A 16,701-nucleotide genomic window follows, 5' to 3' on the forward strand; every position below is an offset into this window, starting at 1 on the left:
GTGAACTCAACATTAATTCTTCTTCCGGCTCGTTGCCCGCCAGGCTAGCCCAAAAATGAGGCTCGCCACCACGGCGACGGAGAGCGCCGGGATGATAGACAGCGTCCATTCGCGCCCTTCCACCTTGACCAGGTCCGGATTCGACAGCTTATACGTCACCCAGACCTTTTGCCCCTCGCCCAGGCCCGTGGGATAGATGAGTCCCGTGGGCGGCGAATGGTAGATCCCCTGCGCGTCCTGGAAATCGACGGACGTGCGCAGCCAGCCCACGTTCGTCACCGTCGCCAGCGCTCGGCCCGGCTCCACCGCAATGGAGCGGTCATTCATGAAGGGGCCTGCGACCATGGCAAAGGCTCCCAGGAGTGCCACCGCGTAGACCGCGAGCAGCACCTGCCGCACGCGCCTCCTAGACACTGGTCTTCGCGGCGAGCTCGGCATGGAGCGCCCGGCGCGTGCCGCGCGTCGTGCGGGCGTCCACAACGGTAATCCCCGTCGAGGTTTCCTTGAGCTCCGCGAGCAGGTCGAGCAGCTCCTGCGCCGAGTTTGCCTCACGATAGTCTGCGCCGTAGGCCTCGCAGAGCTTGCCGATGCCCACCTCCTGCGGCGTCCCAAAAGCCCGCTCGAAAGCAGGGCGCAGGGATTCTTGTCCGATTTCCAGGGTCTCGAAGATGCCGCCACCGTTATCGTCCGCGACAACGATGGTGAGGTTCTCCGGGCGCCGGTCACCCGGCGAGATGAGCAGAGCCGAAGCGTCGTGGAGGAACGTGATGTCCCCCATGAGCGCGACGGTGCGCGGGGCGCGAATCTCCGTGGCCTCGCGGGACTGGGTGGCCAGCGCCACGCCGATGGACTGGGCCACCGTGCCGTCGATGCCAGCGGCGCCGCGCGGCGAGTAAGTCTCCACGCCGTCGAAAGGAAGACCCACGAAGCTGGCATCGCGCACCGGATTCGAGGCGCCGAGGACGAGCGCGTCACCCACGGCGAGCGTGTCCGCCACGGCGGCCGCGACATGCAGGCCGGTAAATCCATAGTCCTTATTTTCTAGGACTTCGCGCACCGCAGCGCCGCCCATTTCGGCCGCGCCCTCGCAGACCTTCATCCAGTCGCGCGTGGGCTCGCCGCTCACCTTGACGCGGGTACCCTTCCGGGCGGCCTCGCCGCGCGGGTTCGTGAAGTCCGCCGTGCGCGAGAGCGTCACGAACTCGATATCGGGATCGCTGAGCAGCGCCAGCACCCCACGGTGCAGCGTCGGATGGCCGACAACGATGACCTGCTCGACACGCGTATTGACCACGTAGTCGTTCGCACTTACTTGGTCCTTGCGGAAGATGCTCGCCGCGAGCGGGTGCACCGGATGGTACGGCGCGGGCGCCGTGGGCTCTGCGATGGTGGGCACGTCTTCAAGGCCCTCGACGTCCCAGGCCTCGTCTCCCGCGATGACCAACGTATTGCGGGTGAGGTCGACCTCGACCTCGCCGTGGTCCACGAAGCGCACGGACGGCGCGCGGCGCAGGGTGCGGTCATCCGGCGTAGCGGGAAGCTCCGTGCCCACGAGCGGCACGTCAAGCGCAACGTTGATATGCACCGCGAAGTCCTGAGTAAAGCGCTGCGCCATCGCCGGAATATCCTCCGGCGACGCGACCTGCGTCGTGTCCGCGAAGTTGCTAAAGATGCCCTGCTGCTCGATGGTTTGCGAAGCACCCGTGCCCACAAGGCGCTCCGGACGATCCGCGGAGACCACCGCGAGCGGCGTGTGCGAGTGGCGCGCCTCGACCAGCGCCGGCAGCGCGTTAGCCACGGCCGTGCCTGAGGTCATGACGACCGCGACGTGGCGGCGCTGCACTCGCGCCAGGCCCAACGCGAGGAACGCGGCGGAGCGCTCATCGACGCGCGTGTGCACCTTGAGATCCGGACGGGCGAGCAGCGCCAAGTTGAGCGGCGCGTTGCGCGAGCCTGGGCAAATGACAACGTCAGTACAGTGGCGCGCGAGCTGCGCGGCGACGGCCTGCGCCAGCTCAATGGATTCGGTCTGTGCGGTCTGGTCCATAGCAGCCCAGTCTAGCCCGTGCCCTAATTTCCGCCGAAGATCTCGTTGAGAAGATCGTCGACGTTATCAGCGCCCTCGCCCAAGTCGCTGGGCAGCGAGGTAGGCAGCTCCCGGGTGAGCTCCGGCGTCTCCGTCACTGTCTCGGTGACGGTCTCCGTCTGGGTCTGCGTGACGGGGCTCTGGGTTTCCGTCACCGTCGCCGTGGCCGTCTGCGTCATGGTCTCCGGCGCAGGCGGCTCCTGGGTCGCGGCGCGCGTATACATATAGGCCAACGCTGCGAGCGCGATGAGCGCCAACACGAGCAGGCCGACAAGAATGCCCGTCATGCCACTTCCCGAGGAGCGCTCCTCCGGCACGTCATAGGAGCGCGGCGGCTCTTGCCGTGGTGCCTGCTGGGACGCCGGTTGGGGTGCCGGTTGGGGTGCTGGCTGCTGGTACTGATAGTTCTGATACTGCGGCTGCGCTGGCTGCACACGCGTCTCGTCTTCCGGGAAGACCTGGCGCGGACGCTCGAACTGCTGAGTATCGTCGCTCATCCGCTCGTTCCGGCCATTATTGGGGGAGTTAGTAGGCATGCATAAAGAGGTACACGGTCAACCTGTGAGTCGGCTGAAGAAACGCCCCCTTAAATGCGTGCACAAATATTTAAAGCGCCGAGTGTTCCGTTATTAATAGGGGGACCGTTCTAGTGTGAACGAGCCACTTAGCCTAGGACCGAGAGCTGTGCTGACCTCCGACTCCCCAGCGATAGCTAAAGCCCACACCCCACCCACACACGGAAATTCCGTACAGGTACCCAGAGTTTGGGTCGGCTCTGGGCGCCAGAGGCACGCCAAACCCCACCCGTACTGTGGATTGCTGTACAGAATCCGTAAGTTCGGGTGGGGTTTTGGCATGCGCGTGGAACCTCCACGTTGCTAGCTCAGTCCAATAGGTCATGACGATCTACACGACGCAACAACTCCGAGAGCTCGGCACAACCAAGACTCGCCAGAACAAGGCGGTAGCCGATGGCCGACTCATTAAACTCAAGGCCGGTATCTACTCAACGACGGGAAGCCTCGCCGACATCGCGAGTTTGTATCCCGAAGGCGCGGTCACCGGACTCAACGCCCTGGCCCTCCATGACTTGACGGAAGAATCTCGCCCCGTCCTCCTGCGCGTGCCGCACACTAGAACTCCATTGGCGAATTCACACATCCGCCTCATCCGCTCCGAGGCCCCAAGCGGATCCATCAACGGCATAAGGACAGTCAACGTCGCGCAAGCCCTCTCCGACGCGCTTTCCCATGAGAAGCTTGAGAATCCAGGAAATCTCCTACTCAATCACTACACAGGCATCCGCGGCGGTGAGCGTCTCGAAGCAGATTTAGCCCAATTAAAGCGCCCCAACGCCATTCGAGAGCTTGCGTTTAAGGCAGGCGTGGGCACCGCCTCCAAGTGGGAACGCACAATGCTGTTTCGCTTGCGCAAGGCCGGCCTCGAGCCTGTGCCCAATTTCAAGCTCGAGGCCTACTACTGGGACCTCGCCTTCCCCGCAGCCCGCGTCGTCATCGACTGGGATTCACTGCATTATCACTTGCCGCACAACAACAATGACACCTTTTATATCGGCCTGTGGAAATCCATTCAGGCCGTGCAACTCGGCTGGGCACCTCTGAAATTCACCGATACATGCACGAACTATCACTTCGAGTTAGTGCGCGACGTTATCAAGGAGACCGTTGCGCACCGCACAACACTGCGCCCACACTCGCCGGTCCCGGGGACGTTGAAGAGTCCAGCCTGGCAGTTCCACGAAGGCTTGAGCTTTGGCACACGCTTCTAGAGATACTTCCAGCTCTCGCGCACACGGTTGAACCACCAGTCGCGACGCTCGGCAGAGGCGGCCAACGCGGTGAGGCGGTCCTCCGACGGCGCGGGGTGCTCCACGCGCAGGAAGCCATCCACGAGCTCGCGCGGCGGACAGACGTCCTCGATAAAGAGCGAGCCGGTGGCCAGGCCCGCGGCGGCCGGGGTAACGTCGATGTCTTCATCGTCGAGGATCTTGGGGAGCGCGGCCACGGCGGCGAGGCCCATGGAGATTCCCACCGAGGTGTCGAGCGCCGAGGCCACCGTGATGTCCATATGGCGCGCTCGCAAGTCGTGGGCGATCTGCAACAGTCGCTTGACCCCGCCGAGGGGGGCGGCCTTGACCACGGCGACATCGGCAGCCTGAAGTTCGGCAACGCGGTAGGGGTCTGCGACCTTGCGAATGGATTCATCGGCAGCAACGCGCACAAAAAGCCCGGAGCGCATGAGGCGCGAGCGGACCTCGGCGAGTTCCTCGGCGGTGCGGCAGGGCTGCTCCATGTAGTCAAGCGGCATGAGCGCCTTGGCGGCCTCGATGGCCTCGTCGACGCTCCAGCCGCCGTTGGCGTCCACGCGCAGGACGGGAATGCGGCCCATGTCTTGGACTGCCTCGCGCACGGCCTGAACGCGCGCAGCGTCGTCCGCGAGCGTCTGGCCCGGCTCGGCAACCTTAATCTTGAAGGTGCGGCAGCCCGGGTAGCGCTGCATGACCTCGGGCACCATCTCCGCCGGCACGGCCGGAATGGTTCCGTTGACCTCGACCTCGGAGCGGACGGGCGAAGGGAAGCCCTCGTACGCGGCCTCGAGGCCAGCGGCCAGCCAGTGCGCGGACTCTTCGGGGCCGTATTCGAGGAAGGGCGCAAACTCGCCCCAGCCGGCGGGCCCCTCGATGAGGAGAGCCTCGCGGGTGGTCACGCCGCGGAATTGTACGGCCAGCGGAAGGGCAACCACGCGCGCGCGGTCAAGGACGTCGTCAACGTTAATCTGCATACGGCCCAGAATAATGCACCCCACGAGGTGCGACTGGTCTACACGGGGTGATAACCTAAGCAGGAAAGGTTATAACAACCGCGGTTAGCCTTCTCTCGCTTTTCGGAGCCCCACCGCCAGCAGCGTATGCCAGGCGGCAGCTCTTCGTACCAGTGAAGGAATTGACTTACCGTGCTCTATCTCATCATTGCCCTCGCGGCCATCGCGGCCGTAGTGTGGCTCATCTATAAAAAGGTTCATGCGGCCGCCGCCATCTTCGGAGTAGGCGTCGTCCTCCTCATGCTCGCCGCACTTACCGGCCGCGCGGACATGCGCACCACCGACATCGAAGCCACCGGCAACGCGTTCTATGACCAGCTCCTCGTCGTCGACGCCCTGTTCAAGGCTCGTTTCAGCGGCATCGGCATGGCGATTATGGTGCTCTTCGGCTTCGTGTCCTACATGCGCCATATCGGCGCGGACGCGAAGACCGTCGTCATGCTCTCATCGCCGCTCAAGCGCTTTAATGGCTCCTATTGGCTGGTGCCCGTCGGCTTCGTCATCGGCTCCCTGCTCACGCTCGTCATCCCGTCCGCCGCAGCGCTCTCCCTGCTCCTCGTCGCGACACTTCTGCCGGCGCTCATAGCCGCAGGGCTCACGCCGCTCACCGTCGCCGCCATCGTCGTGACCTCCTCGACCATCATCCCGACGCCGCTTGAGGCTGGCCTCATTCAAGGCGCGGATCTCACGGGCATGTCTGTCACTGAATTCGTCTACGGCTCCGTCGCCCGCGCCACCGTGCCCACCCTGCTCATTACCGCGTTTGTCCACATGTGGTGGCAACACCGCTGCGACAAGTCGGACCGCAAACACTACGTGGAAGAACACGCCGGAGAAACCATCGAGGAGAGCGAATCCGAACGCACTGCCCGGGAAGCCATCGAGCGCGCCGCCGGATTGCCGGGTTTCTACGCCATCCTGCCGCTGCTCCCGCTGCTACTTATCATCATCTCGGCCATTCTCAATCGCACCGGCGTCATCCCCTTCGAGGCTGACATCCTGCCTGTCACCGTCGTCTCCCTCTTCATTGCGATGATCATCGAGGCTATCCGCGGCCGCTCTATCGAGACCGCCATGGACTCCACCAAGTCCTTCTTCAAGGGAATGGGCGAAGGCGCAGCCGGCGTAGTCGCCCTCCTCGTGGCCGCCGCAGTCCTCGTCGAGGGCATTACCCAAATGGGCGTTATCGACATGCTCATCGACGCCACCAAGGGTTCGTCCGGCGCAGCCGTCATTATCGTGCTCATCTTCGTCGCCGCGACCGCCGCGATGTCCGCGCTCACCGGCTCCGGCACCGCTCCGTACTTCGCTTTCTCCGAGGTCGTCCCTGGCCTCGCAGCCGAGACGTCCATTCACGCGCCACAGATGCTCACCGCGATTTGGGGCACCTCCAACCTCATGCGCCAGGTCTCCCCGGTCAACGCCGCGGTCCTCATCGTCTCCGGCGCCATCAAGGTCAACCCCATTCGCCTGGTCAAGCGCACTTCTGTACCGATGATCACCGCGACCATCCTCAACACGCTCTTCGCGTTCATGTTTATTGGATAATCGTGCGTAACGATACGCTCCCCGCAGACCACAAGCGAGGGAGAAACGAAAGGAACTCACCATGTTGTTAGCTGAAGCCCTCGCCGAGCGCGCTGAAGCCCAGGCCCGCCTCGACGAACTACGCTCACGCATCATCGCCGTGGCCCGCGTCCAGGAGGGCGATACCCCAGACGAGGATCCGGCGGAGCTCCTCACGGAGGCAGAACACCTCGTGGACCGCATCGACGAGCTGGTCAAAGCAATCAACGCGACAAACTCGGCCACCGCGTTCGACGCCGAGCGCAACCTCACCGCGGCGCTCGCGGACCGCGACGGACTCATCCGGCGTCGCCGCCTGCTTGCCGATGCCGCCGAAGCCGCCGCCGCGCGCCAAGACCGGTTCTCCCGCAGCGAGATTAAGTTCGTCTCCACCCTCGACGTCGCGGCGTTGCGAAAGAAGATCGACGAAGTCTCCAAGGCCTACCGGGAGCTCGACACAAAGATTCAGCAGAAGAACTGGAGCACCGAAGTCGTCTAAACGTAGTTGGTAGTCCACGCCACCCCACATCAGCGAGCGCACCTCGGCCTTGGACGAGAAAACCCAAGGATTCTGTTGGCAGCCTGGTAGCGGAGCAGGCTGGGAAGTTCAAGTCTTCCCACCGTATTGCGCAGTCCGCCGCACATGTCACAGGAGCACAAGCGGGTAACAACCCCGCGCACCGCTCACATATCACCACCGCCGCGCTGGGATGAGGGAACGTGGACGAGGGTTGGGCAAGGGGACTACACGTTCAAAACAGCGGGGACGCGATGACGCGTCCCCGCTTTTCGCATACTCACGGGGTCTAAATCACAATCACTTGCAATAAGTGTAGGAGGTATGTACGTTTTTCAATGTTCAATCAATTGAACTCTTTACTTCAATTTTAGAGAAATGAGAGATACGCACGTGAAACGCATTCCTGCGCTTGTCACCCTGTGCGCCGCCGCGCTGGCCTTGAGCGCGTGTTCGAGCGATGCGAGCGCCAACAAACCGAAGGACCACCTCACCGTTTTTGCCACGACGGGCTACCTGGCTGACGCCGTGCACAACATCGCGCCGGACGCCGAGATCACCACGATGGTCGGCCCGGGCGGCGACCCGCACACGTACCAACCCACGACGAAAGACATCGAGGCCATGCAGTCCGCGGACCTCGTCGTGTGGAACGGCCTGCACCTCGAGGCACAGATGATCGACCAACTCGAGTCGCTGGGCGACAACCAGATCGCGGTCGGCGACAAGGTGGACCAGGCGGGCCTGCTGCCCTGGCCGGAGCGCAGCGCGAACGGCGAGAAGCTCTACGATCCGCACATCTGGAACAGCCCGGAGCTGTGGACCCAGGTCGTCGACGCGCTGGGCGCCAAGCTCGGCGAGGTCGATAAGGACAACGCCGCCGCCTACGTCCAGGCCGCGGATGACTATGAGAAGCAGATTCAGGCCGCCGAGGACAAGGCGCGTGCGGAGCTGAAGAACGCCACACCCCGCGTCCTCATCACCGGCCACGACGCCTTCAACTACTTCGGTAAGACCTTCGACTTCGAGATTCATGCGACGGACTTCGTGACCTCCGAGGCCGCGAAGTCCCCGACGGAAATCTCGGAGCTCGCCGATACCATCGCGGAGAAGAAGATCCCCGTCATCTTCCAGGACAACCTGGCGAACCCGCAGGCGGTGACCTCCCTCAAGGAGGCCGTGGGCGCCCGCGGCTGGATCGTCACGGTCTCCCCGGAAGAACTGTTCGCAGACACGCTGGGCCCCGACGCCCCGAATGACACCTACTTGGGCGCCTTTGAGCACAACGCTCACGCCGTCGCGGAGGCGCTCACCAAGTGATAAGACTTGCAGGTCTCACCGTCGCCTACGGGTACACACCGGTGCTCGAGGATGTAGCCATTACCTTTCGCACTGGAGCGATGACGGGGCTCATTGGCGCCAATGGCGCTGGTAAGTCCACGCTCATCAAGGCGGCGGTGGGCCTACTACCCGCTCCCGGCGCGCAGATCGACATAGACGGCACCGTGGGCTATATGCCACAACATGCGGATATCGATTGGGACTTCCCCGCCACGCTTTTTGACGTCGCGCTCATGGGCCGCACGCCCCACCTCCTCTGGTGGCAGTGGCCGAGCCGCAGCGACAAGAAGATCGCGGACCACATGCTCGAACGCGTTGGCCTAGCTGACAAGCGCAACGATCCCATCAGCGCCCTGTCCGGGGGCCAGCGCCAGCGCACGCTGCTTGCGCGCACCCTCGCATGTGAGCCGGACATCCTCATCCTCGACGAGCCCTTCGCCGGCGTCGACCAACAGAGCCAGGCCACGATCACAACAATCCTCCGGGAGCTGCGAGACCAGGGCACGACCATCATCCTCGTCCACCACGACCTCGCCGAGGTCGCCGAGCTCTGCGATGACGTCGTCCTCGTGGCGAACCGTAGAATCCTCGCCGCGGGCCCCACCGAGACCACGCTCACCGAGTCCGCCATCTCCGAGTTGTTTAGTCTGCCATGATCCTCACCGAGCTCTTCACCAACTACACCTACCAGCAGGCGCTCGCGGGCACCGTCACGATCGGTGCATGCGCCGGGGCGCTCGGCCCGCTGGTCTACCTGCGCCGGCAATCCTTGCTTGCCGATGCCGTCTCCCACTCCAGCCTGCCCGGCCTCCTCATCGCCTTTGTCACGGCTACCGCGCTTGGCATGAACGGCCGCACTGTCGCGGTCCTCGTGTGCGGCGCCGTGGCCACCGGGCTGCTCGCCGTCGCCGCCATCCACGCTCTCCCCAAGGTCACCCCCTTGAAGCAAGATGCCGTCATGGCCGCTGTGCTCACCACGTTCTTCTCCGTGGGCATGCTCATCCTGCAGTACGTCTCGCGCACGCCGTTGCCGGGCAAGGCCGGCATTCAGGACTTCTTGCTCGGCAACGCCTCGACGCTCACCCGCGCCGACGTCGTCGCCTCCCTCGTCATCGGCGTGGGCATCCTCGTCCTGCTTGCCGCGGTGCACAACCATCACTCCGTCATGATTTTCGATCCCGCCTTCGCCCGCGTCACCGGCACGCATACAAGAATCATCAACGCACTCGCCTTCGTCGCCATCACGGTCATCACCGTCCTCGGCGTCAAGGTCGTGGGCGTCGTCCTCATGGTCGCCGTCGTCGTGAGCCCCGCCGCCGCGGCCCGTCAGTGGATCCACCGCCTCCCCGTCTTCATCGGTCTCGCCTCCCTTCTCGGCGCCGCCTGCGCCGCCCTAGGAACCGCACTGTCGATCCGCTTCGCCATTCCCACCGGCCCCACCATCGTCCTCGTGCAGGCGGCCGTCGTCGCCGTGTCGCTCGCCTTCTCCCCGCGCCGCCGGGCGGTGATCGCATGAGTCTCGCACTTGCCGCCTGCCTCCTCGCCGTCGCCACGGCGCTCGCCTGCGCGCTGCCCGGCGTCTTCGTCGTACTCAAGCGCGAATCCATGGTCATCGACGGCATCGGCCACGCGGTCCTGCCTGGCATCGCCTTGGGCTACCTGTTTACTGCGGACATTGACTCGCCAGTCCTGATCGTAACGGCGGCATCGGCAGGCTTAGTCGTCGCCCTCGGCACGGAATGGCTGGGACGCTCCGGCCTCCTTGCGGGCGATGCCCCGCTGGGCCTTATCTTCCCGGCGCTCTTTGCCGCCGGCGTCATCCTCATCTCCACGCGCATGAGCCACGTCCACCTCGACGTGCATGCGGTCCTGGTCGGCGATCTCAACCTCGTCGCGCTCACGCATCCGGGCTACGCGCTCGTCATGGCCATCATCGCGATTCTCAACGTCACTTTTTGTGCCGTTGCCCTCCCGCGGCTCACAACCAGCACCTTCGATCCCGCCTTCGCACACAGCGCCGGTCTGCGCACTCGCGGGCTCCACGTCGCGTTCATGGCACTCGTCTCGCTCACAGCGACGGCCGCGTTTCAGGCCGCCGGCGCCATGCTCGTCATTGCGCTCATGGTCATTCCCGCGTGTGCCGCACGCCTGCTCACCACGCGCGTGATGTCCATGCTCGCCGCCGCGTGCGGGATTGGCATCCTGGGCGCCCTTGGCGGATTTTGGCTGTCCTATCACCTCAACGCGGCGACGTCCGCAGGCATGGCCGTCACCGACGCGGGGCTGGGTGTCCTCGCTTTCCTGCTCTCACGGCTGCGAACGACTAGATTTGTCAGTCATGAGCGAGAAGAGAACTTACAGCACGGACAACCCGTTTAAGCCGGAATTGTGGACTAAGGTCCCCGGCTTCGAGGATCTTACGGACATCACGTATCACCGCTTGATCGGTGACAGCCGCGCCGACGGCATCGTCCGTATCGCCTTCGACCGCCCGGAAGTGCGCAATGCCTTCCGCCCGCACACCGTGGACGAGCTCTACCGCGTCCTCGACCACGCGCGCCGCACCCCCGACGTGGGCACGGTTCTGCTCACCGGCAACGGCCCCTCCGTAAAAGACGGCGGCTGGGCCTTCTGCTCCGGCGGCGACCAGCGCATTCGCGGCCGCTCGGGCTACCGCTACGCGGATGGTGAGACCGCGGACACCGTCGATACCGCCCGCGAGAAGGTCGAGGGCGGCCGCCTCCACATCCTGGAGGTCCAGCGGCTTATCCGCACCATGCCCAAGGTTGTCATCGCCGTGGTCAACGGCTGGGCCGCGGGCGGCGGGCACTCCCTCCACGTCGTCTGTGACATGACGGTCGCCTCGCGCCAGGAGGCCCGCTTCAAGCAGACCGACGCGGACGTGGGATCCTTCGACGCCGGCTACGGCTCCGCCTACCTCGCAAAGATGGTGGGTCAGAAATACGCCCGCGAGATCTTCTTCTTAGGCCGCACCTACGACGCCCAGCGCATGTACGAGATGGGCGCCGTCAACGAGGTCGTCGACCACGCCGACCTTGAAGACGCCGCCATCCAGATGGGCCGCGAGATCAATATGAAGTCCCCCACCGCCCAGCGCATGCTCAAGTTCGCCTTCAACCTCACCGACGATGGACTTATGGGCCAGCAGGTCTTCGCCGGCGAGGCCACCCGCCTGGCCTACATGACGGACGAGGCCGTCGAGGGCAAGAACGCCTTCCTCGAGAAGCGCGACCCGAACTGGGACGAGTTCCCGTATTACTACTAGTCAGGTTCCACAGACTGCCATGGTTTATCTCGCCATCGCCTTCGCCGTCGTTGCCCTCTGCGGCATCATCGGCGCCCGCGTCTGGATGATCAAAGGATTGCGCGACGCCCGCGACACGGACGAGCGCCCTTTTGATCACGACGATGAGCTGGGAAATCCCTACCAATAGGGACACGAGTCACTTTATCTTTAAAGTAAAAATCCCGCACAAGGATTGGCCATCGCCCTTACTTCAAGGTTAAAGTCACTCCCCATGAAGTATTCCGGCATTTCCGTATCGACCATGAACCTCGCGAGCTCGTTTGTCATGCTCGCCGCTCGTCTCATCGTGGGCATCGTCCTCGCTGCCCACGGCTGGCAGAAGTTCACCGAGTGGACCATCGCGGGCACCACCACCGCCTTCGAGGGCATGGGCGTTCCGGCCCCGGGCATCGCCGCTCCGGTCGCGGCCATCATCGAGCTCGTCGGCGGCATCCTGCTCATCATCGGCCTACTCACCCGCTGGGTTGCTGGCCTCGTCGCCGTCGACATGATCGGCGCCTGGGCCATCGCCCACGCCGGCAACGGCATCTTCGTCGACGGCGGCGGCTGGGAGCTCGTCGGCATGATTCTTGCCGCAGCCCTCATGCTCATCGCCGCGGGCCCTGGCATGCACTCCGCTGACCAGTTCATCGCAAAGGCGCGCGCCCGCGCCTAAACACTTACTGCTCGCGGTAGCCTACATACCGTGACTCATCTTCTCGCCCCGCTTACCGTTAGTCTCCACGACCCGTCCGCCATCCTGGACGATCTGGAGGCAGCGATAGCGGGGCGACATTCCTATGTGCCCGTCCCCGCCGAGGATAAGACGAAGGCAGAGCTACTGCGCAACCACATGCGAGTCGGCGAATCCATCGCCGAGGACATCGCCCTCGTCGTCCCCACCTCCGGCTCCACGGGCACACCAAAGGGCGCACAACTGACCGCCGCCAATCTCGTCGCGAGCGCCGATGCCACCCACGAGCGCCTCGGCGGCCCAGGCCAGTGGCTACTCGCCATGCCCGCCCACCACATCGCGGGAATCCAGGTCCTCGTCCGCTCGCTCGTCGCCGGCGTCGAGCCGCTCTGTCTCGATCTCAGCCACGGCTTCGACGTCCCCGCCTTCGCACAGGCCGCGGCAGAGCTCGCCGCCACGGGCGACCGCATGTACACGGGACTGACCCCCATGCAGCTCGCCAAGGCCATGGACTCGCTCCAAGGCATCGATGCCCTCCGCGAATTCGACGCCATTCTCGTCGGCGGCGCCGCCACGCACCCCCAGCTCCTCGAATCCGCCCGCAAACTGCGCATTCATCCCGTTACCACCTACGGTTCCTCGGAGACCGCCGGTGGCTGCGTCTACGATGGCGTCTCACTTCGTGATACGGAAATCCAGATCGACGATGACGGTCGCATTCTCTTGGGCGGGCCCACCATCGCGCACGGTTACCGCAATGTGCCTTCCGATGCCTTCCACGACGGGTGGTTCGCTACCTCCGACGCTGGCTACCTCAACGGCGACACCCTCACCGTCACCGGACGCCTCGACAACATTATCAACTCCGGAGGGCTCAAGCTCCACCCCGAAGCCCTCGAACAGCTCCTTCTCCACATCCCCGGCGTCGATGCCGCCTGCGTCGTGGGCATCCCCGATAAGCGCCTGGGCCAGATGATCGTCGCTGCCTACACCGGCTGGGCCTCCCGTACAGATATCCTCACGGCCCTCGACGACCTGCCCCGCTGGCAGGTGCCGAAGGACGTAAAACGCCTGCCCGAGATGCCGCTCACTGGCCCCGGCAAGGTCGACCGCCGCGCCGTCACCTCCCTTTTTCAGAAAGCATAGACACGAACCACAGCTTTTACTAAGGTTACGGGAGTGAAATTTGTTAACTTCTGGGGCCGCGCGAAGACAGCCATGCTCTTCACCGGCCTCCTCTCCCTCGCCGCCCCAATCGCCACCCCCATCGCCACTGCCGCGCCCCTCGATGATCTGCAGCACATGAGCAGCCAAACGGCAAACCAACTCAACCGAGCCGCCGCCGACCTCACCGCGCAGGTCAACGAGCAGCTCGGCGCCATCCCCGGAAGTTCCCAGGCGCAGCTTCCTGCCGCGCCGGCCCCGCGCGTGGGTAACGCGAAGCCCACCCCGTTCTTCGTCAACGGCACCGGCGGCCAGGTCTTCACCCAGTCCACCGGCCGCACGCGGCGCTACCTCATCGAGATGCCCACGCACTATAACCCGGCGCGCCCCACCCCGGTCATCTTCGGCTTCGACGGCTGGCGCGATAGCCCGGAGAATTTCCGCCGCTACTCACGCCTCAACGAGACGGGTGCAGCTCGCGAGGCCATCCGCATCTACCCCGAGTCCATCAACCACGGCTGGGAGGGCGCGCCCTACGCGGTCGTGCGACCCGGCGAGGACCTCGCGTTCATCACGCAGATCATCGATGAGCTCGACCGCACCTACAACGTGGACCGCCGGCGCATCTACGCCACGGGTCACTCCAACGGCGGCGGCATGACCGCGGTCGTCGCGTGCCACCTGCCCCACGTCTTCGCGGGCGTGGCCGCCGTGGGCGGCGCTTACTACGACCCCGTCAACATGAATTGCCGGAACGAGGCCATCCCGTTCCTCATCATGCATGGCACCGGCGACACGATGATGTTCTATCACGGCGGCTAACGCCACAACGGCGCGCACTTCCTCGACGTGGACCACCTCATGAGCAGCTACATCAAGCGCAATGCCTGCGCGTTCCCGCCACGCATCGAGAACATCCCCGGCGGCCAGCGCCATGTCTACGCGTGTGCGAAGGAAGAACTGCAGCTCATCACGAACCCACAGAATCATACGTGGAATCGGACGCCGGACGCGTCGCAGGAGGCGTGGAACTTCTTGTCGCGCCAACGCCTCTAACAGCCCGCCACACGGCGTCCACGATAAGGAAGACCACGAGCGAGATGCCAAAGAGCGGCGCGATAACGGCGTAGACGACCAGGCACAGCACGAGCGTCACCAGCGCTGACCTCGAGAGCTTGCCGATGCCCTGGGGGCCCGCGAAGCGCCGCCCCCTCCGGAACCACATGACAAGGCCCAGAATGCTCACAACGAGCAGCGCGAGCGCGATAAGCGCCAGCACAATCTGATTGACCAGTCCAAAGAGGAAGCCCATGTGGAGATTGATAAGCCACTCGGTAAGCTTCGCCGCGAGCGGCCAATCAGAGAAATTGACACGCTCCACGACGTGGCCGTCCGCCACGGCGACGGCGTCGTTATGGAGGACAAAGGGAGCGCGCGCCTCCGTAATATTCCACGCGGCACCGTTCGGCTGGAGGTTGAAGATTCCGCGCAGCCCAGCCTCGCGCGCCACGTCATAGGCGCCATCAAGCGACGCAAGATCCGGCCCCATGTCCATGTGCTCCATGGAACCCGCACCGTGACCAGCATGCTCGCTGGCCGAGGTCGACAGCTGTGGCGCCTTCCAGTGGAGCTGTGTGCGTAGCGCGCCAATGTTCCCGCCGGCCACGGAGGACCATGTCAGTCCCGTCACCGTGAGGAAGAGGAATCCAGCAGAGCACAGGGCACCCAACCACGCATGCGTGCGCAGCGTGCCGCGAGTGCGCTTCCGGCGGCCGAGCCAGAGCACGAGTCCGCCGATGGTGAGTGCGCCCATCCAGCTCGCGGCGATCTCCGAGTAGAGCCGGCCTGGCTCGCCGAGCCACAGCGAGCGGTGGCCATTGGATAGCCACGCGCGCAGCGGCAGCGCGCGGGAGCTGCCGTACTGGACCCGTTCGCCGCGAACCTCACCCGTCGCCGGGTCCACGAAGACCGCGTGCGTGTAGCTCTTCGAGGGCAGCGCGTCATCCGCAAAGAGCACGCGAGTGTTCTCCCCCGGGATGACCTGGACGGTGTTGAGCGCGAGATCCGGATACACCTCGCGCGCTGCCTCGACCTGGTCCTCGAGCGAGACAACTGCGTCACCCGAGGGCCGGGTGAGGTCGGCATAGACGACCTTCTCCATGCTCGGCGCGAGCGCATAGAGCACGCCCGTGAGCGCGGCAGCGATGAGGAAGGGCGCAACGATAACGCCCGCGACAGTGTGGAGCCTTCTGAGAACGCCGAAGCTCCTCGGCGACAAATGAATTATTGAAATCACGTGTCAGTTGTCGGCAGGGAACCCCCAATGGTTCCCAACAATTTGTTTCTATTCACCCCCGACGCATAGTTCAATGGAATGAACACTATGGTTCATAGCATAGATAACCTGCAGGTATAGGCAGCACACGAGGAACCGTGCAGCCGCGAAAAATCTACATTCCCGAGACCGTAATCTCGCGTGCCGCGTCAAGCGCGAGCGGCATCACGGTGTCTGCGACCCGTACCCGCACGAGTCCCGCGACGACTGCCTCAACGGTCACGCTCTCGCCCACACGCACCCCATGCTCCTGGAGATAGCGCAGCAACTCGGCGTCCTCGTCGCGGACCCGCTCGATAGCGACGGTGGCGCCCACGGGGGCATCGGCAAGCGTGGCCGTGCCCAGGTCCTCGATGCGACCCTCCGGATCTGGGATGGGATCGCCATGCGGGTCGCGCGCGGGCGAGCCGAGCAGCGCGTCGAGACGCTCAACGAAGAGATCCGAGCACGCATGCTCGAGCTGGTCCGCGTCCTCGTGGACCTCGTCCCACGTGTAGCCCAGCGTCGTGACGAGGAAGGTCTCCAGGAGCCGGTGGCGGCGCACCATCCCCATCGCGAGGCGGCGGCCTTCCTCCGTGAGCTGCACGCCCGAGTAGCGCTCGTGATAGACGAGCCGCTGCGCCGCCAGACGCTTCACCGCCTCCGAGGCCGTGGGCAGCTTCTGCCCCGTGCGCCGCGCCAGTTCGCCCAGCGGCACCGCGTCCCCGCCGGTATGCTCCGCAATATCCCACAGGACCTTGAGATAATCCTGGGTGCGCTCGGGCAAGTCCGCCAGCCGAAGGTGTTCATCCATGAACAACAGTCTAGCGATCCTGCGTTCAGAGTCCGCACCCGCGCGTGGCACAATATG

Annotated in this window: 18 protein-coding genes; 12 read left to right on the forward strand and 6 right to left on the reverse strand. The window is 64.5% G+C overall.

Annotated features, from left to right (window positions below; genetic code table 11):
• Positions 1-12 precede the first annotated feature (12 nt).
• From ABJ196_RS00445 to ABJ196_RS00455, 3 genes are read right to left on the reverse strand one after another with little or no spacing between them, the layout of a single operon-like run.
• A complete protein-coding gene (locus ABJ196_RS00445) occupies positions 13-438 on the reverse strand; it encodes a DUF3592 domain-containing protein (RefSeq protein WP_347304743.1) in 426 nt (141 codons plus the stop codon).
• A complete protein-coding gene (gene menD / locus ABJ196_RS00450; RefSeq protein ID WP_347304744.1) occupies positions 407-2,047 on the reverse strand; it encodes a 2-succinyl-5-enolpyruvyl-6-hydroxy-3-cyclohexene-1-carboxylic-acid synthase in 1,641 nt (546 codons plus the stop codon). Before menD ends, ABJ196_RS00445 begins: the two co-directional genes overlap by 32 nt.
• Before the next feature lie 23 nt (positions 2,048-2,070).
• On the reverse strand, positions 2,071-2,583 hold the full coding sequence (locus ABJ196_RS00455; protein ID WP_347304745.1) for a hypothetical protein: 513 nt from the start codon (positions 2,581-2,583) through the stop codon (positions 2,071-2,073).
• Between the two features lie 401 nt (positions 2,584-2,984).
• Between ABJ196_RS00455 and ABJ196_RS00460 the strand changes: the two genes are divergently transcribed.
• Positions 2,985-3,875, forward strand: coding sequence for a hypothetical protein (locus tag ABJ196_RS00460; RefSeq protein ID WP_347304746.1), 891 nt, complete (start codon positions 2,985-2,987; stop codon positions 3,873-3,875).
• Here ABJ196_RS00460 and ABJ196_RS00465 read toward each other — a convergent pair.
• Complete coding sequence (locus ABJ196_RS00465; RefSeq protein ID WP_347304747.1) at positions 3,872-4,888, reverse strand: o-succinylbenzoate synthase; 1,017 nt, start codon at positions 4,886-4,888, stop codon at positions 3,872-3,874. The genes ABJ196_RS00460 and ABJ196_RS00465 overlap by 4 nt on opposite strands.
• Before the next feature lie 171 nt (positions 4,889-5,059).
• Here ABJ196_RS00465 and dcuC point away from each other — a divergent pair, with 171 nt between their 5' ends.
• The 11 genes from dcuC to ABJ196_RS00520 all read left to right on the forward strand — a co-directional run bounded on the left by dcuC (position 5,060) and on the right by ABJ196_RS00520 (position 14,338).
• Positions 5,060-6,475, forward strand: a complete 1,416-nt coding sequence (gene dcuC, locus ABJ196_RS00470; protein ID WP_347304748.1) for a C4-dicarboxylate transporter DcuC — start codon at positions 5,060-5,062, stop codon at positions 6,473-6,475.
• Between the two features lie 61 nt (positions 6,476-6,536).
• Positions 6,537-6,992: a DIP1984 family protein gene (locus tag ABJ196_RS00475; RefSeq protein ID WP_347304749.1), complete on the forward strand. Its 456-nt coding sequence runs from the start codon at positions 6,537-6,539 to the stop codon at positions 6,990-6,992.
• A gap of 411 nt (positions 6,993-7,403) precedes the next feature.
• Positions 7,404-8,330, forward strand: coding sequence for a metal ABC transporter substrate-binding protein (locus ABJ196_RS00480; protein WP_347304750.1), 927 nt, complete (start codon positions 7,404-7,406; stop codon positions 8,328-8,330).
• Positions 8,327-9,007 carry a metal ABC transporter ATP-binding protein gene (locus ABJ196_RS00485; RefSeq protein ID WP_347304751.1) on the forward strand — a complete coding sequence of 227 codons (681 nt, stop codon included), beginning with the start codon at positions 8,327-8,329 and terminating at the stop codon, positions 9,005-9,007. The genes ABJ196_RS00480 and ABJ196_RS00485 overlap by 4 nt, the downstream gene beginning before the upstream one ends.
• Complete coding sequence (locus tag ABJ196_RS00490; protein WP_347304752.1) at positions 9,004-9,867, forward strand: metal ABC transporter permease; 864 nt, start codon at positions 9,004-9,006, stop codon at positions 9,865-9,867. Before ABJ196_RS00485 ends, ABJ196_RS00490 begins: the two co-directional genes overlap by 4 nt.
• Complete coding sequence (locus ABJ196_RS00495; RefSeq protein WP_347304753.1) at positions 9,864-10,730, forward strand: metal ABC transporter permease; 867 nt, start codon at positions 9,864-9,866, stop codon at positions 10,728-10,730. The genes ABJ196_RS00490 and ABJ196_RS00495 overlap by 4 nt, the downstream gene beginning before the upstream one ends.
• The gene (locus tag ABJ196_RS00500; RefSeq protein WP_347304754.1) at positions 10,690-11,637 is read left to right on the forward strand and encodes a 1,4-dihydroxy-2-naphthoyl-CoA synthase; all 948 of its coding nucleotides are present in this window, start codon (positions 10,690-10,692) and stop codon (positions 11,635-11,637) included. The genes ABJ196_RS00495 and ABJ196_RS00500 overlap by 41 nt, the downstream gene beginning before the upstream one ends.
• A gap of 19 nt (positions 11,638-11,656) precedes the next feature.
• A complete protein-coding gene (locus ABJ196_RS00505) occupies positions 11,657-11,806 on the forward strand; it encodes a hypothetical protein (RefSeq protein WP_196131257.1) in 150 nt (49 codons plus the stop codon).
• A gap of 84 nt (positions 11,807-11,890) precedes the next feature.
• Positions 11,891-12,334, forward strand: coding sequence for a DoxX family protein (locus ABJ196_RS00510; protein ID WP_257052899.1), 444 nt, complete (start codon positions 11,891-11,893; stop codon positions 12,332-12,334).
• Between the two features lie 30 nt (positions 12,335-12,364).
• A complete protein-coding gene (gene menE, locus ABJ196_RS00515) occupies positions 12,365-13,498 on the forward strand; it encodes an o-succinylbenzoate--CoA ligase (protein ID WP_347304755.1) in 1,134 nt (377 codons plus the stop codon).
• Between the two features lie 33 nt (positions 13,499-13,531).
• Positions 13,532-14,338: a PHB depolymerase family esterase gene (locus tag ABJ196_RS00520; protein WP_347304756.1), complete on the forward strand. Its 807-nt coding sequence runs from the start codon at positions 13,532-13,534 to the stop codon at positions 14,336-14,338.
• 148 nt (positions 14,339-14,486) lie between these two features.
• On the opposite strand, the gene ABJ196_RS00525 is transcribed toward ABJ196_RS00520, so the two are convergent.
• Complete coding sequence (locus ABJ196_RS00525; protein ID WP_347304757.1) at positions 14,487-15,794, reverse strand: PepSY domain-containing protein; 1,308 nt, start codon at positions 15,792-15,794, stop codon at positions 14,487-14,489.
• A 172-nt stretch (positions 15,795-15,966) separates the two neighbouring features.
• Positions 15,967-16,644, reverse strand: a complete 678-nt coding sequence (locus ABJ196_RS00530) for a metal-dependent transcriptional regulator (protein ID WP_347304758.1) — start codon at positions 16,642-16,644, stop codon at positions 15,967-15,969.
• Positions 16,645-16,701 lie beyond the last annotated feature (57 nt).

The organism is Corynebacterium sp. SA-MJD20WY100, assembly GCF_039822565.1.
GTDB classification, from domain to species: Bacteria; Actinomycetota; Actinomycetes; order Mycobacteriales; family Mycobacteriaceae; genus Corynebacterium; species Corynebacterium phoceense_A.

What these genes read in the sequence shown, in the direction of transcription:
- ABJ196_RS00495 (WP_347304753.1), top strand. Translation starts at nt 9,864, where the DNA reads ATGAGTCTCGCACTTGCCGCCTGCCTCCTCGCCGTCGCCACGGCGCTC.
- ABJ196_RS00455 (WP_347304745.1), bottom strand. Translation starts at nt 2,583, where the DNA reads ATGAGCGACGATACTCAGCAGTTCGAGCGTCCGCGCCAGGTCTTCCCG.
- ABJ196_RS00465 (WP_347304747.1), bottom strand. Translation starts at nt 4,888, where the DNA reads ATGCAGATTAACGTTGACGACGTCCTTGACCGCGCGCGCGTGGTTGCC.
- menD (WP_347304744.1), bottom strand. Translation starts at nt 2,047, where the DNA reads ATGGACCAGACCGCACAGACCGAATCCATTGAGCTGGCGCAGGCCGTC.
- ABJ196_RS00490 (WP_347304752.1), top strand. Translation starts at nt 9,004, where the DNA reads ATGATCCTCACCGAGCTCTTCACCAACTACACCTACCAGCAGGCGCTC.
- ABJ196_RS00510 (WP_257052899.1), top strand. Translation starts at nt 11,891, where the DNA reads ATGAAGTATTCCGGCATTTCCGTATCGACCATGAACCTCGCGAGCTCG.
- ABJ196_RS00530 (WP_347304758.1), bottom strand. Translation starts at nt 16,644, where the DNA reads ATGGATGAACACCTTCGGCTGGCGGACTTGCCCGAGCGCACCCAGGAT.
- ABJ196_RS00475 (WP_347304749.1), top strand. Translation starts at nt 6,537, where the DNA reads ATGTTGTTAGCTGAAGCCCTCGCCGAGCGCGCTGAAGCCCAGGCCCGC.
- ABJ196_RS00500 (WP_347304754.1), top strand. Translation starts at nt 10,690, where the DNA reads ATGAGCGAGAAGAGAACTTACAGCACGGACAACCCGTTTAAGCCGGAA.
- ABJ196_RS00460 (WP_347304746.1), top strand. Translation starts at nt 2,985, where the DNA reads ATGACGATCTACACGACGCAACAACTCCGAGAGCTCGGCACAACCAAG.
- ABJ196_RS00445 (WP_347304743.1), bottom strand. Translation starts at nt 438, where the DNA reads ATGCCGAGCTCGCCGCGAAGACCAGTGTCTAGGAGGCGCGTGCGGCAG.
- ABJ196_RS00505 (WP_196131257.1), top strand. Translation starts at nt 11,657, where the DNA reads ATGGTTTATCTCGCCATCGCCTTCGCCGTCGTTGCCCTCTGCGGCATC.